Annotated in this window: 11 protein-coding genes; all 11 read right to left on the bottom strand. The window is 75.0% G+C overall.

Annotated elements, in window-relative coordinates:
* Positions 1-20: 20 nt before the first annotated feature.
* The 11 genes from ACH4FX_RS06155 to ACH4FX_RS06105 all read right to left on the bottom strand — a co-directional run bounded on the left by ACH4FX_RS06155 (position 21) and on the right by ACH4FX_RS06105 (position 13,103).
* Positions 21-551, bottom strand: coding sequence for a pyridoxamine 5'-phosphate oxidase family protein (locus ACH4FX_RS06155; protein WP_398475657.1), 531 nt, complete (start codon positions 549-551; stop codon positions 21-23).
* 2 nt (positions 552-553) lie between these two features.
* Positions 554-2,077 (bottom strand): purine-cytosine permease family protein, encoded by a 1,524-nt coding sequence (locus tag ACH4FX_RS06150; protein WP_398475655.1) that lies wholly within the window; start codon positions 2,075-2,077, stop codon positions 554-556.
* 313 nt (positions 2,078-2,390) lie between these two features.
* The gene (locus ACH4FX_RS06145) at positions 2,391-3,479 is read right to left on the bottom strand and encodes an ROK family protein (RefSeq protein WP_398475653.1); all 1,089 of its coding nucleotides are present in this window, start codon (positions 3,477-3,479) and stop codon (positions 2,391-2,393) included.
* A 23-nt stretch (positions 3,480-3,502) separates the two neighbouring features.
* Positions 3,503-4,618 carry an iron-containing redox enzyme family protein gene (locus ACH4FX_RS06140; RefSeq protein ID WP_398475651.1) on the bottom strand — a complete coding sequence of 372 codons (1,116 nt, stop codon included), beginning with the start codon at positions 4,616-4,618 and terminating at the stop codon, positions 3,503-3,505.
* Positions 4,619-5,635, bottom strand: a complete 1,017-nt coding sequence (gene sbnA, locus ACH4FX_RS06135) for a 2,3-diaminopropionate biosynthesis protein SbnA (protein WP_398475649.1) — start codon at positions 5,633-5,635, stop codon at positions 4,619-4,621.
* The gene (locus ACH4FX_RS06130; RefSeq protein WP_398475647.1) at positions 5,632-7,353 is read right to left on the bottom strand and encodes an FAD-dependent oxidoreductase; all 1,722 of its coding nucleotides are present in this window, start codon (positions 7,351-7,353) and stop codon (positions 5,632-5,634) included. Before ACH4FX_RS06130 ends, sbnA begins: the two co-directional genes overlap by 4 nt.
* On the bottom strand, positions 7,331-8,854 hold the full coding sequence (locus ACH4FX_RS06125; protein WP_398475645.1) for a GMC family oxidoreductase N-terminal domain-containing protein: 1,524 nt from the start codon (positions 8,852-8,854) through the stop codon (positions 7,331-7,333). Before ACH4FX_RS06125 ends, ACH4FX_RS06130 begins: the two co-directional genes overlap by 23 nt.
* Complete coding sequence (locus ACH4FX_RS06120; protein ID WP_398475644.1) at positions 8,851-9,189, bottom strand: hypothetical protein; 339 nt, start codon at positions 9,187-9,189, stop codon at positions 8,851-8,853. The genes ACH4FX_RS06125 and ACH4FX_RS06120 overlap by 4 nt, the downstream gene beginning before the upstream one ends.
* Complete coding sequence (locus ACH4FX_RS06115) at positions 9,186-10,670, bottom strand: aspartate aminotransferase family protein (protein ID WP_398475642.1); 1,485 nt, start codon at positions 10,668-10,670, stop codon at positions 9,186-9,188. The genes ACH4FX_RS06120 and ACH4FX_RS06115 overlap by 4 nt, the downstream gene beginning before the upstream one ends.
* Positions 10,663-12,096 (bottom strand): NAD(P)/FAD-dependent oxidoreductase, encoded by a 1,434-nt coding sequence (locus ACH4FX_RS06110; RefSeq protein WP_398475640.1) that lies wholly within the window; start codon positions 12,094-12,096, stop codon positions 10,663-10,665. Before ACH4FX_RS06110 ends, ACH4FX_RS06115 begins: the two co-directional genes overlap by 8 nt.
* Positions 12,093-13,103, bottom strand: coding sequence for a glycosyltransferase family 2 protein (locus tag ACH4FX_RS06105; protein ID WP_398475639.1), 1,011 nt, complete (start codon positions 13,101-13,103; stop codon positions 12,093-12,095). The genes ACH4FX_RS06110 and ACH4FX_RS06105 overlap by 4 nt, the downstream gene beginning before the upstream one ends.
* Between the last annotated feature and the right edge of the window lie 11 nt (positions 13,104-13,114).

Genomic DNA, 13,114 nt, shown 5'->3' with positions numbered 1-13,114 from the left:
GGCGTCGCTGGGCTCCCGGCTCACTCCGGTGCGTACGCCTTCGCCCATGCCGTGGTGAAGGGGAAGACGGTCCGGTGGGGCACCGTGTTGCCGTGGGCCGGGTGGGGGTCCGGGGTGAGGGCGGAGTACGTGTGGATGGTCGCGCAGTAGAAGCGCTTGGGGGAGTCGCCCTGGAATTCGGCGGGCCTGCGGGCCTTGCGGGCGCGAACGGCGGGGTCCGGGTAGCGGCGGGCGTAGAAGACGCCCAGGGCCGTCGGCAGGTCGGCCGGGGGGAGGGCGTGGGCGGTGCCCTCGCCGTAGAGGGCCTGTGCCTCGCTGTCGGGCACCTGGGAGTCGAAGACCAGGACCGAGACGGCGGGGTTGGCGGAGATGTTGCGGGAGTGCAGCGCGTCCGACGCGGACCACCAGTAGAAGTGGTCCGCGTCGTCCCAGGCGTAGGTGACGGGGACGGTCCAGGGGGTGCCCCCGGGGGTGGCGGTCCCGAGGGTGAGGTAGCGGTTGGTGTGCAGGAGGCGGGCCGCCTCGGCGCGTAAGTCGGACGTGGTGGACATGGTCAGGAGCCTTCCTGCGGGAGGGCGGGGGCCGGGGCGGCCGGGGCGGTGGTGTCCGGCGCGGTGGCGGTACGGCGGCGGGCGATGAGCCAGTACGCGACGGACGGGACCAGCAGGCCGACGGCCCAGGAGAGGTCTATCCCGTCGAGGGCCGTGGCCACCGGTCCGGTGTAGGCCGAGGTGTGCATGAAGGGGACCTCCAGCGCGAAGCTGACCGCGTAGACCAGGACGGCCGGTCCGTTGACGCGGCCGTACACGCCGCCGCCGGGCGCGAAGAAGGACGGTACGTCGTAGTGGCCGCGCCGGATCAGGTAGAAGTCGACGAGGTTGATGGCGGTCCACGGGATCAGGACGTACTGGAGGATCGCCAGGAAGTCGGTGTACGAGGCGAGGAAGGTGTCCTGGAAGGCCAGGGCGAGGGTCAGGCCGAGCGCGAGCGGGGCCGCGATCAGCGCCGTACGGGTCCGGCGGCCCGGCAGCCAGCGGTGCCGGAAGGTCTGGGCCGCGGTGATCAGGCACAGCGAAGTTCCGTACAGGTTCATCGAGTTGACGTGCACGACGATGACGGCGAAGGCACCCAGGACGACGGCGGACAGGGTGCCGCCGAGCACGGTGTCCAGCCCGGCGATCGCGTCGTCGGCCACCGCGATGCCCATGACGATGCCGAGGAGCATCGGCAGCACGCTGCCCAGGACGCTGCCCCAGTAGGTGAACCACAGGGTGGAGCGGCGGGACGCGGCGTGCGCGGGCATGTAGCGGGTGTAGTCCGAGACGTACGGCGCGTAGGTGATCTGGAGGAGGATGCCGATCGCGGTCATGCCGACGAAGCCGGAGAGGGTGAAGCCGGTGGCGTGCGCGGCGCGTTCCAGGACGCCGGGGGTCATGACCACCCGTACGGCGCACAGGGCGAGCAGCGCGAGGGTCAGCACGGTGGCCCAGCGGCCGACCCGGTGGATCAGGTCGTAGCCGACCACCGCGACGACCAGGCCGGCCAGCGCGCACAGCACCAGCCAGCCGGGGACGCCCACGGCGGGCACCGAGCGGTGCAGCGCCTGTCCGGCGATCACCAGGTTGGACGCGAACCAGCCCGCGTACATGAAGACGACCACGAGGGTGACCAGCAGCGAGCCGTGGCTGCCGAACTGGCCGCGGCTCTGGATCATCTGCGGGACGCCGAGCCGCGGCCCCTGCGCGGCGTGCAGGGCCATCAGGAAGCCGCCGAGCAGGTTGCCCAGGGTCACCGCGGCGATGGCGGGCCACAGGCCGAGGCCGAAGACGAGCGGCGCGATGGTGCCGGAGACGATGGTCAGCGGGCTGATGTTGGCGGCGAACCAGACGGCGAACAGGTCGCGCGGCCGGCCGTGCCGTTCGCCTTCCGGTACGGCGTCGATGGTGCGGCCCTCGACGAGGTGGTGGTCCGGGCCGCCGGGCGCGGCGCGGGTGCCGGCCTCGGCGGTGTCCGCGGCGCCGGCGGGTCGGGGGGCTTCGGCGCCGGGGGAACCGGCGCCGGAGGCGGGGTGTTTCATGGTCGGGGCCCCTTTCGAGGACGGAGAACCCGGCTGGGGAAAGCGAACCCGATCGACGGCCTCCAGGGCCGGTCCGCCGCGCCCACTGCGGTGTACATGCCCGTTTCCCCCGCGCCCGCCGCGCCGCGGGCAGACCCGGTCAGCGGGGGCCGCGTGGCCGGTCAGGGCCGGGTCGGCAGCCGATGCGGGTGTGCGGCTGGGGCGGGCCGTGCCCGCGTACGGGCGGGGGTGTGACCGTTTCCGCCCGGTCGTGCACGCTCATGGCGATACTCCCGTCCGGTCGTGAACACTCGTGTCCGCGGCTCCCGCCCGCTCATGCCCGCGCTCCTGTCCGGGCGTGCACCAGGTCCCAGGCCAGCAGCCCGGCCCCGATCCGGCCCGCCCGTTCACCCAGACGGGCGAAGACGAGGTCGGGCAGGACCTGGAAGGCGGCCCGCTGTTCGAGGCCGCGCCGCAGGGGCGCGCGCAGCTGCTCGCCCGCCTGGCTGAGGCCGCCGCCCAGCACCAGGACGGCCGGGTCGAAGAGGGTGACGGCCGTCAGGAGCGTCTGCGCCATCGCGTCGGCCGCCTCCTCCCACACCCGTACGGCCACCGGATCGCCGGCCGCCGCGCGCTGCGCCACCTCCTCGGCGCCGGAGACCGGGGGCAGCGTGCCGCACCGCTCGTTGTAGCGGCGGGCCACGGCGACGCCGCCCGCGATGGTGTCCAGGCAGCCGCGCTGGCCGCACGGGCAGGCGTCCCCGTCCGGCCGGGCGACGACGTGACCGATCTCCGCGGAGCACCAGTGGCTGCCCGGGAACGGCTTCCCGTCCAGCAGCAGCGCGCCGCCCACCCCCGTACCGACGGGCACGAACAGGACGACCCGGTGCCCGCGCCCGGCGCCCAGCCGCGCTTCCGCGAGGCCGCCGGACCGTACGTCGTGCCCGAGGGCGACCGGCAGGCCCAGGTGCTCCGACGCCAGCCGCCGCAGCGGCAGGTCGCGCCACTGGATGGACGCGGAGAACACGACGGAGCCCGCGTCCTCGTCCACCAGCCCGCAGGAGGCGATGCCCACCGCGCGCACGTCCTCGCCCGCCGCGCGGGCCGCGGCCACGCCCTCGGCCGCGTGGTCGAGGACGGTGCGCAGCACGGCGTCGGGGCCGTCCCCGGGCCGCGTCGGGCAGCGGCTCTCGGACCGGACCGTGCCGTCGGGGGCCACCAGCGCGGACTTCACGACGGTGCCGCCGATGTCGAGGCCGAGCGTGACGCCGCCGGCCCGGTCGTGCGGCACTCCGGCGGCGGAGGCCGGGACGGCGGTGCCGGTCGCCCGGCCGGTGCCGGGCGGGGTGGGCATCGAGCCGGGCAGGGTCAGTACGGTGTCGGCCGCGCCCGTCTGGGGGGCGCTCCGGTCCGGGTCCGTCATGGTTCCTCCGATCGCGGCCGGCCTCAGTGGTCCTGGGGCCGCGGTGCGCGTACGCCCCGCGGGCCCATGGTCTCCAAGTGACGCCGGATGCGGTCGTACTGCCGGACGCCCGTGTCGACCGCGAGGTGCGCCCCGTGGAGTACGGCCCGGAGCTCCCGGGGGGTGAGCCGGGGGCGCTGGGCGCGCAGGCCGTCGCACAGGTCCTGGCTGTGCCGGGGGTCGATGCGGGTGTGGGCGGTGTAGTACACGCGCATGTCGTCGTCGTGGATGCCCACTCGTGTCATGCCCTCCAGGAGGAGGGTGAAGTGCGGTTCCACCCAGCTCTCGAAGACGAGGAAGCAGCCGTACGCGGCCTGGACGCGGGCGGGGCGCAGCAGCAGCGCGGCGAAGAGGTTGGACGTCGGCTTGGCGAACCAGGGGTGGTCGCGGCGGTAGTCGGCCAGCGCTTCCCACCCGGCGGGGGAGCCGAGCTGGCGGCGCAGCCAGTAGGTGTGGAAGTTCTCCAGCCGCCCGCGTCCGCACTCGTCCCACAGATTCGACGCCGCGACCGCCTTCTGATGCCCCTGGAGGCCGACGACGAGCAGGGCGACCTCGTCGTCCACGACCTCGTTGCGGATCAGCTCGCAGCGCAGGAAGTACTCGATCTGCTCCCGCGTGGCGTCGGTGGCGAGGAAGCGGAAGAGGGGGTGGGAGGCGCCGGGGTTGTCGGCGGCCAGCGCTTCCAGGTGGTCGGCGACGGCTTCCTGGCTCCTGAGGTGCGGTACGGGCGCGGGGGTGCAGCCGTACGTCAGGAACTCGTGCTCCAGACGGGTGCGCGCCGCGTACAGCGCGATCTCCAGGTCGTCGTCGGGGGCGTGTGCGGCCGGGCCGTCGCGGTAGCCGAAGGAGTGGGCGTAGAGCGTGGCGAGGTGGTCGTGGAGGAAACGGCCGTGCGCCTCGGGGTCGGTGCGCAGCCGGGCGAGCAGGGCGGACCGGGCGGCCGGGGGAGCGGCCAGGAAGCGGACGAGCGCGGGGTCCAGGGACTCGAAGGGGCGGACGGGCGGCCAGTACAGGTCCTGGAGGTTCTCGCCGCTGCCCGGTGCGGCGGAGGGCCGGGGGCGGCCGGGGGCCGGGGCGGCGTTCACGGCGGGCGGGGTCATTCAACGCACCTCCTCTGGGGCGGCCTTCGTGGCGCCGGGGCCGGGGAGCCTGGAGCGGCCGGGCGGCGCGGCCACCGCGGGGCCGAAGTGCCCGGCGACCCAGGCGTCGTCGTACACGGTGTCCAGGTAGCGGTCCCCGAGATCGGCGGAGAGCGCGACCACGCGGGCGCCCGGCGGGATGCCGGACCGCAGCCGCAGGACGGCGCTGAGCACGGAACCGGTGGAGCCGCCGACGGCCAGGCCGTGGCTGCGGGCGAGCCGGCGGCACATCAGCACGGCGTCCCGCTCGGGCACCGACACCACGCGGTGCACGTCCCGCGGGCGGCAGATCTCCGGTACCCGGCTGGTGCCCAGGCCCGGGATGCGGCGGGTGCCGGGCGGGCCGCCGAAGGTCACCGAGCCCTCGGCGTCCACCGCGACGACGGTCGTACGGGGCGAGTGGCGGCGGAAGTGCGTGGCGCAGCCCATGACGGTGCCGGTGGTGCCGGCGCCGACGAAGAGGTAGTCCACGGCGCGGAGCTCGCGCAGGACGGCGGCGGCGGTACGCGCCGCGTGCACGGCCGGGTTGGCCGGGTTGGCGTACTGGTTGAGCCAGGTCAGCGACGGGTCGAGGTCCAGAGCGCTGCGGATCAGCGCGATCCGGCTGCCCAGGTAGCCGCCGTTGCCGTCGGGGGTGTCCACGACGCAGACGTGGGCGCCGAACGCGCGCATCAGGGCGACGCTCTGGCGCGGTACGTGCGGGTCGGTGACACAGGTGAAGGTGTAGCCCTTGGCCGCGCAGACCGCGCTCAGGGCGATGCCCAGGTTGCCGGAGGACGACTCGATCAGCGCTCCGCCGGGGCGCAGCAGACCGCGGCGCTCGGCGTCCTCGACCAGGCCGGTGGCGGTCTTGAGCTTGACCGAACCGGCCGGGTTGAGCCCTTCCAGCTTCAGGAACAGCTCGGCGTGCGGCAGCAGGCCGTCCAGGCGCAGGAAGACGTCGTCGGTGACCAGTTCGTAGGCGTGATCGACGATCATGGGCCCGCGGTCCCTCCGTCCCCGCGGCCGCCGCCGGTCGCGCACGGGCCCGCGGTCCCTCCGTCCGGGCGGTCGCCGGTCCCGTCCCCGTACGGGATGTCCGCCGCCGTCGTCCCGACCGCCTCTCCCGCCACCGCGGGCGCGATGCGCAGCGCGTTGGCGGCGATCGTCAGCGCCGGGTTGACCGCTGCCGAGGACGGGAACCAGGAGCTGTCCGCGACCCACAGGTTGGCCAGCTCGTGGGCCTTGCAGTCCGGGTCGACGACGCTGGTCGCCGGGTCCTCCCCGGCCACCGCGGTGCCGCACTGGTGCGAGTTGACGGCGATGCCCATCCGCCGGGTGAAGACCAGGGGGAAGCCCGCCCGGCGCATCATCGCGGTGGCGCGCCGGACCAGTTCGCGGTGCGGCGGCAGGTTCACCGGCCGCCAGTGCACCTCGACCCGGCCCCCGGCGCCGACGGTCACGCGGTTGTCCGGCACCGGCAGGTCCTCGCTGGTGAGGTAGAGGTCCATGCTGCGCCGGGTGGCGGCGGCGAGCAGCGGGCGCGGCGCCCGGGGCCACAGGCCGCCCGCCGAGGGGGCCCGCAGCTTGCCCAGGGCCTGGACGTTCCCGAGCGGGCCGTGCGTGCCGTCGGCGAGGTACCAGTCGTTGACGCCCAGCGTCTTCTGGAACACCACGTCGTCGGGGCGGCGCGGATCGACGGCCATGAGGAAAGAGCTGTTGTGCACCATGTAGTTGCGTCCGGCCTGTCCGGAGCCGTTCGCCAGGCCCGTCCGCCGCACCGGCCCGGTGTGCAGCGCGCCGGGCTCCGAACGCAGCAGCAGCGCCGCCGTGTTGACCGCGCCGCAGGCCAGCACGTACCGGTCGGCGCGGATACGCAACTCGCCGCCCTCGTACCGGGCCAGCGCCGCGGACACCCGCCGCCCGGACGGCCCGGTCTCCAGCCGGGTGACCGTGGCCCGGGTGAGCAGCGAGACGTTGCCGGCGGCCAGCGCGGGCCGCAGCGCGCACACGTCGGCGTCGCTCTTGGCCTCGACCAGGCACGGGAAGCCGTCGCAGGTGGCACAGCGCAGGCACGCGCCGTCCGCCCGGAGATCGACGCCGGTGGGCAGCGCGAACGGGGTGAGGCCCTGGGCGCGCAGCGACTCCGCCAGCGTGGCGACGGCGGGCTCATGCGGCACGGCGGGCCAGGGGTAGGCGCCCGAGCGCCACGGGTCGGTCGGGTCGGCACCGCGGGTGCCGTGCACCCGGTAGAGGGCTTCGGCGCGCGCGTAGTGCGGTTCGAGGACGCCGTACGGGAACGGCCAGCCGCGCGAGATGCCCTCCGCGTGTTCCAGCGGCCCGAAGTCGGCTTCGCGGAAGCGCGGCAGGGTGGCGCCGAAGACCTTGGTGTTCCCGCCGACGTAGTAGTGCACGCCGGGCGAGAAGTAGCGGCCGGCGGCGGCGTCGTACCAGGGCTCGGCGTTGCGGTAGCGCCCGGCGGTGAAGACCGCGGGCGCGGACCAGTTCTGCCACTCGCGGGGCAGGAAGTCGCCGCGCTCGACGACGAGGACCCGCGCGCCGGTGCCGCGCAGGGCGTACGCCAGGGTCGCGCCGCCCATGCCGGAGCCGATGACGCAGATGTCGCAGTCCACGACGGGGCCGGTGGGGCGGAGCAGGCCGCGCGGGCGCGCCTCGGTGCCGTGCCGCGCGCTGTCAGGGGGTGGTGTCGCTGTCACAGTGCCTCCTCGTGGGGACCTGCGGGGGTGAGGAGAGGTAGCGGGCGGCGATCTCGTGCGCGAACGCCATGACCGTGCCCTGCGGGCTGAGGCCGGACGGCCCCGGCAGCACCGAGGCGTCGCACAGCCGGAGGTTGGTGAAACCGTACGGGCGGCCGTGCTGGTCGCACATGCCGCCGAGCGAGGGGTGCCCCATCGGGCAGGACGCCATGGCGTGGACGCACACCAAATTCCAGCCTCGCGGGTCGGCGCGGGCCGCGAAGTCCCGCGCCGCGCCGTCCGAGCGCAGCACACCGGGGCACGGCGGGAACAGCTCCACGGCACCCGCCCGGAACAGCAGGCGCGCCGCCCGGGCGAACGCGTAGCGCAGCAGGCCGCGGTCGTACGCGGTGATCCGGTGCCGCAACAGCCGTCCGGCGCCCGGCAGTTGACGTACGGCGATCCGTCCGGTCATCCGCACCTGCACGGTGTAGACCGCGACCCGATCCAGGTCCGCCAGCAGCCCGTCGACCACCGCGGGGCCGTGCCCGGCGAGCGCCGCCGCCAGTGAACCGGCGGTGAGGTTGGCGGGCATCACGTGAATGCCCAGGTTCTCGAACTCCCGCAGCTGGGCGGTGAAGATCGTGCCCCGCCCGGCGTGCACCGGGTCGGCGAAGCGGGCCACCAGGCGGAAGTTCACGTGGAATCCCATGGCCCGCCCGGCGGCGCGGGGATGGATGCCGCTGCGCCGGAGGAGCACGGCGCTGCCGACGGCCCCGGCGGCGAGGAAGACCGTACGCGGCCGGTAGTCGACGCGGGTCCGGCCGTCCGGGCCGGCGAGGGCCGTGACGCGGTGCACGGTGCGGCCGTCGTGCCGCAGCAGCACGGCCCGGGTACCGGGCTCGATCACCGCCCCGTACCGCTCGGCCTCCGGCAGATAGCTGACGAGCATGCTGCGCTTGGCGCCGCTGGGGCAGCCGGTGGGGCAGCGGTTGCGGTGGCGGCAGCCGGGCGCGGCCCTCCGGGCGGCGGCCCACCGCCAGCCCAAGGCGTCGGCCGCGTCGGCGAGCAGCCGCGAGTCCGCGTTGCCGTCACCGTGCGGCTGCTCGCCGGCGCCGAGCAGACCGGCCACCGTGCGCAGGTGGCCGGCCAGCCGGTCGGCGCGGTAGTCGGTGGTGCCCATCTCCCGCGCCCAGCGCTCCAGGAGCGCGTCCGGCGGTGCCCACAGCAGCCCGCCGTTGACGACCGTGCTGCCGCCCACGCAGCACCCTTCGCCGTACGGGATGACCGGGCTGCCGAGGATGGGCGTGAGTCCGGCGTCGCGGTAGAGGCGGCGCAGGTTCGCGGCGGGTGCCGACGCGGCGAGTTCGGCGGTGGTCGTCCGGGGGCCTTCCTCCAGGACGACGGTGCGGTGTCCGGCCCGCGCCAGTTCCAGCGCGGCCACCGCGCCGCCCGCGCCGGAGCCGATGACCAGGGCGTCGCAGTCGCGGGAGACGGTACGGGCCGGGCGGTGGCGGGTCATGTGTCCGGTTCACCGTCCAGACCGCCGTACAGCGCGAGGGAGTCGGTGACGGCGAGGAACCGGCCGAAGCCGGGCAGGCGCGCCAGCCGGTCGTACCTTGCGGCGGCTACGGAACGCCCCGCAAGCGCGAGCCCGGCCGCCCGCAAGGCGGCTTCGGCACCGACTCGGTACAGCACCGGCAGCCGCTCCAGCGACCCGCTGACATGCGCGGCAGCGCGCGCACCGGCGAGCGGGTCGTCAAGCGCCGCGTAGCGGTCGGCCCACAGGCCGGGCAGCCCGCTCGCCCGCAGGGCCCGCGCCATCCGGCCGCCGCCTCCCGCGTAGGTGCCGCTCACCGTGCCGCCGCCCGTTCCCTGGACTCCTTGCCCCGTACGGGCACATGCTGGGCCAGGACGTCCTTGGCGAAGCGGGCCAGCAGCCGTCCGGCCCCCTGCTCCAGCACCGAGTCCAGCGCCTGGAGGAAGACTTCGACCTCCGTGTCCCCGGCCACCAGAGGTGGTGAGGCGATGAGCGGCAGGCCGTGGTTGGAGCCGTAGTAGGCCAGGACGCCGTAGTCGCGGTAGAGCGAGGCGATGACGGCGGCGGTGACGAGCTTGCGGCGGGCCCGCGGGTCCCGGGCGAAGCCGGAGGGCACCAGGCGCAGCAGCCGGTCCAGCGCGGGACTGCCGTCGTTGAGGAACAGGCCGTGCAGCGCGCCCCGGCCGAAAGTGCCGGTCACCAGGGAGCGGTGGCGTGCGGCGAGGTCGGCGAGGCCGCCGCCCAGCCGTTCGCCGATCCGCACGGCGCGCGCCGGATAGTCGTCCTCGACGGCGACGGCGACGGCCTCCAGGGCGGTCACGGTCTCCTCGCCGAAGCCGTAGTAGGTGGTGCTGTGCAGCGTCGCGTCGGCGAGGTTGTCGTACGCGGCGCGGAAGACCGGCTCGCGTGCGGTGTAGCCGGAGATGGACGCCTTGCCGCCGCCGAAGGACTTCGAGGTGGTCAGCACGTCGGGCACCAGGCCGGGGTGGCGCATGAAGTGGAAGAGCGTCCCCGTCCGTCCCCAGCCTGTGTACACCTCGTCGAAGACCAGCACGATGTCCTGTTCCGTGCACAGCCTGCGGACCTCGTACAGGAACTCCGCCGAGCACTCGCGCACGCTGGACGCGCTGAACGGCTCCAGCACCACCGCGTACACGTCGCTGTCACCGTCCCCGTTCTGATGCCGCTCCAGGGCGAGTGCGAAGGACTCCAGGTCGTCGTAGGCGAAGTGGTCGGTGCCGGGCAGGGCGGGGTAGGGGAAGTCCACCTCGGGGGAGGCGGTGAGGCTGCCCGCGCCGAGGAGCTTGCCGTGGAAGGAGATGTCGCTGTGCAGCACCGTGCCGCGGTGCCCGCGGTGGTACTTGTACGCCAGCTTCACGGCGCCTTCGACGGCCTCCGCACCGGAGTTGGGAAAGTAGCTGACGTCCAGGTCGCCGGGGAGCAGCCGGGCCAGGTTGTGGCTGAGCCCGGCCACGTACGGCGACAGGAAGTTCTTGTGCACCTCCATGGCCCGCCGCTCGGCGAAGCGGCGGCGGGCCGCCAGCAGCCGGGGGTGGTTGTGGCCGTGGTTGAGCACACCGATCCCGCCGGTGAAGTCCAGGATGCGCCGCCCGTCGCGCAGTGTGATCCAGCAGCCCTCCGCGTGGTCGACCAGGTCCTGGCCGAAGCCGAACGAGCCGAGCAGCGAGACCTGGGCGCGGCTGACGTACTGCCGGTAGAGGTCGTGCACCTGGCGGGCGGGCAGCCGCTCGCAGTCGTCGGCGGTGAGCAGGGGCCGCGGGGCCCGGGGGTCAGTCATGGTCCGCTCCGATCCGTACGGCGGCGTGGCGAGGGGTGGTGCGGTCCGCGCGGCGCGCCGCCGTGCGGACCCGGTCGGCGATCAGCCGCCCGGCGCGCCGCCCGCCCCGCAGCGCGTAGTTGGTGCCCCGGTCCTCGGGGAAGACCTGGGCCATCCCGGCCAGGTAGAGGCCCGGTACGGCGTTCTCGACGCCGGGCACGGACCGCGAGTAGTGCCGGGTGATGACCGGCTGCGCGTGGCCGGCCCGCCAGACGTGGTGGGCGCGCACCCAGTCCGTACGGAAGTCCGGGAACATCCGCCGCAGGTGCGGGAGGCTGTGGCGGAAGACCTCCGGGTCGCTCATCCGGTAGAGCGGGGCGTCGGCCGGCAGGTACGTGGAGAGGTAGACCAGGTGCCGGCCGCCGTAGTGCTCCGGGGCGTCGAGGTTGGTGTGCTCGATGACGCCGACGTACGGGAAGTGCGGGTCGGTGACGTTGAGCCAGTACGTGTCCGACAGCGGCCGGTCGTTCTCCAGCACCAGGCACAGGTTGGCCAGGTACGGGATCGCCCCGAGCCGGCGGCGCAGCGCCGGGGCGCCGGGGTGGGCGGACCGGGCGAGCAGCGCGGCGGCCGGGCCGGGCGCGCAGGTGAGCAGCACCCGGGGTGCGTCGATGACCGCCCCGCCGCACCGGACACCGGTGACCCCCGCCGGTCCGGTCAGCACCTCCGTCACCGGGCTGCCGGTCCGTATCCGTACGCCCAGTCCGGCCAGCCGGGGCAGCCAGGCGTCCAGCAGGGCGCCGCAGCCGCCGTGCAGGTAGTACAGGACCTCGCGGCCCGACCGGCTGCGGCTGCCGCCCCGCAGGTGCAGCTTCGTCCACATCCAGGTGGCACCGACCTCCGGCGCGTACGGGCCGAACTTGCCCTCCAGCAACGGCCGCCACACCCGGTCGTACACCCGCCGCCCGCCCAGCGAGACCAGCCACTCCTCGGCGGTCAGCGCCTCCAGCTCGCGCCAGTGCCGGACGCGTCCGGCACGCAGCACGGAGCGGCCCAGGCGCAGCCGGTCGGCCGGCGGCAGCGGCGCGAAGCGCAGCACGTCGAGCGGGGTGGAGAGGCGGTGGATGCCGCCCGCGTAGTAGAAGCCGGTGCGGCCGTGGTGGCGGCGCACCAGGTCGGCGCGGCCGAGGTCGGCGCAGAGCCGGAAGATGTCCGTGTCGGAGGCGAACCAGTGGTGGTAGAAGCGCTCCAGCTGCCGGCCGCCGACGGTGAACGTGCCCGCCAGGCCGCCGACCCGGTCGTCCGCCTCCAGGACCAGGCAGCGCAGCCCGGCCCGGCCGAGTTCGTGCGCGGCGGCCAGGCCGGTGAAGCCGGCGCCGACGACGATGACGTCCCAGCCGGGCGGCGCGCCGTGCCGGGCGTCCCGCCCGCCTTCCCCGGCCGTCACCGGGCGCTCCCGGCGGCCCATGCCTCCCGGGGGCCGATCACGTCCGCGGCCGGCAGCCCGGCCGGTTCCGGCACCCCGGCCGCCCACCGCTGGCGCACCACGTACGGCGGCCGGCCGCGCACCTCGCGGTGGACCAGCAGCAGGTACTCGCCCAGCAGCCCGAGCAGCACCGCCTCGCAGCCGAAGGTCCACGCGGCCAGCGGCAGCGGGCGGCGCAGCACGGCCGAGGCCGTGGCCGTACCGCCGAGCCAGGCCAGGCCGACGACGGCGGGCACCCGGGCCGGGGCGGACGAGCAGGCCAGCAGGCCGCGCCGGGACAGCCCGGCCATCTTGCGCAGCGTGTACTTGGTCCGGCCGGCCAGCCGCGGCAGCCGCCCGTACTCCAGGCTCGTCTCGGGGAAGCCCGCCCAGCACACCGAGCCGCGCAGGTACAGCTCGCTCTCCGGGAGCAGCGACAGGGTGCGGACCACCTCGCGGTCCAGCAGCCGGAAGTCCCCGGTGTCCAGGCTGACCGGGTGGTCGGCGACGGCGGCCAGCAGCCGGTAGAAGACGTGCGCGGTACCGGTCTTGAAGCGGTTCTCGCCCTGCCGTTCGGTGCGCCGCGCGGAGACCACCGGCCAGCCCGCGCGCCAGCGTTCGACCATGTCGGCGATGAGGCCGGGCGGGTCCTGGAGGTCCGCGTCGATGGTCACCACCGCGTCCCCGGCCGCCTCGCGCAGGCCCGCGAGGACGGCCGGCTGGTGGCCGAAGTTGCGGGTCAGCCGCACCAGCCGGACCCGTGGGTCGGTGACGGCGAGCGCGGTGAGCCGGTCCCAGGTGGCGTCCCCGCTGCCGTCGTCCACGTACACCACCTCGTACTCGCACTCCGGCAGGCCGCGCAGCACGGCGCTGAGCCGGCGGTGCGTCTCCCCGATGATGGCCGCCTCGTCGAAGCACGGCACCACGACGCTGACCAGGGGCCGGACGGCTCCGGAGGGCAGCTGCGCGGGTGTTCGGGTCGCGGGCATGGCGGTCCTTT

This window comes from Streptomyces sp. NPDC018019 (assembly GCF_044327805.1).
Lineage (GTDB): Bacteria > Actinomycetota > Actinomycetes > Streptomycetales > Streptomycetaceae > Streptomyces.
Note: the sequence above shows the minus strand (reverse complement) of the source record. Positions and strands in the feature narration are given on the sequence as shown.

Excerpts from the sequence above, each read along its gene's own strand:
- ACH4FX_RS06155 (WP_398475657.1), bottom strand. The coding sequence starts at position 551 with ATGTCCACCACGTCCGACTTACGCGCCGAGGCGGCCCGCCTCCTGCAC.
- ACH4FX_RS06150 (WP_398475655.1), bottom strand. The coding sequence starts at position 2,077 with ATGAAACACCCCGCCTCCGGCGCCGGTTCCCCCGGCGCCGAAGCCCCC.
- ACH4FX_RS06145 (WP_398475653.1), bottom strand. The coding sequence starts at position 3,479 with ATGACGGACCCGGACCGGAGCGCCCCCCAGACGGGCGCGGCCGACACC.
- ACH4FX_RS06140 (WP_398475651.1), bottom strand. The coding sequence starts at position 4,618 with ATGACCCCGCCCGCCGTGAACGCCGCCCCGGCCCCCGGCCGCCCCCGG.
- sbnA (WP_398475649.1), bottom strand. The coding sequence starts at position 5,635 with ATGATCGTCGATCACGCCTACGAACTGGTCACCGACGACGTCTTCCTG.
- ACH4FX_RS06125 (WP_398475645.1), bottom strand. The coding sequence starts at position 8,854 with ATGACCCGCCACCGCCCGGCCCGTACCGTCTCCCGCGACTGCGACGCC.
- ACH4FX_RS06115 (WP_398475642.1), bottom strand. The coding sequence starts at position 10,670 with ATGACTGACCCCCGGGCCCCGCGGCCCCTGCTCACCGCCGACGACTGC.
- ACH4FX_RS06105 (WP_398475639.1), bottom strand. The coding sequence starts at position 13,103 with ATGCCCGCGACCCGAACACCCGCGCAGCTGCCCTCCGGAGCCGTCCGG.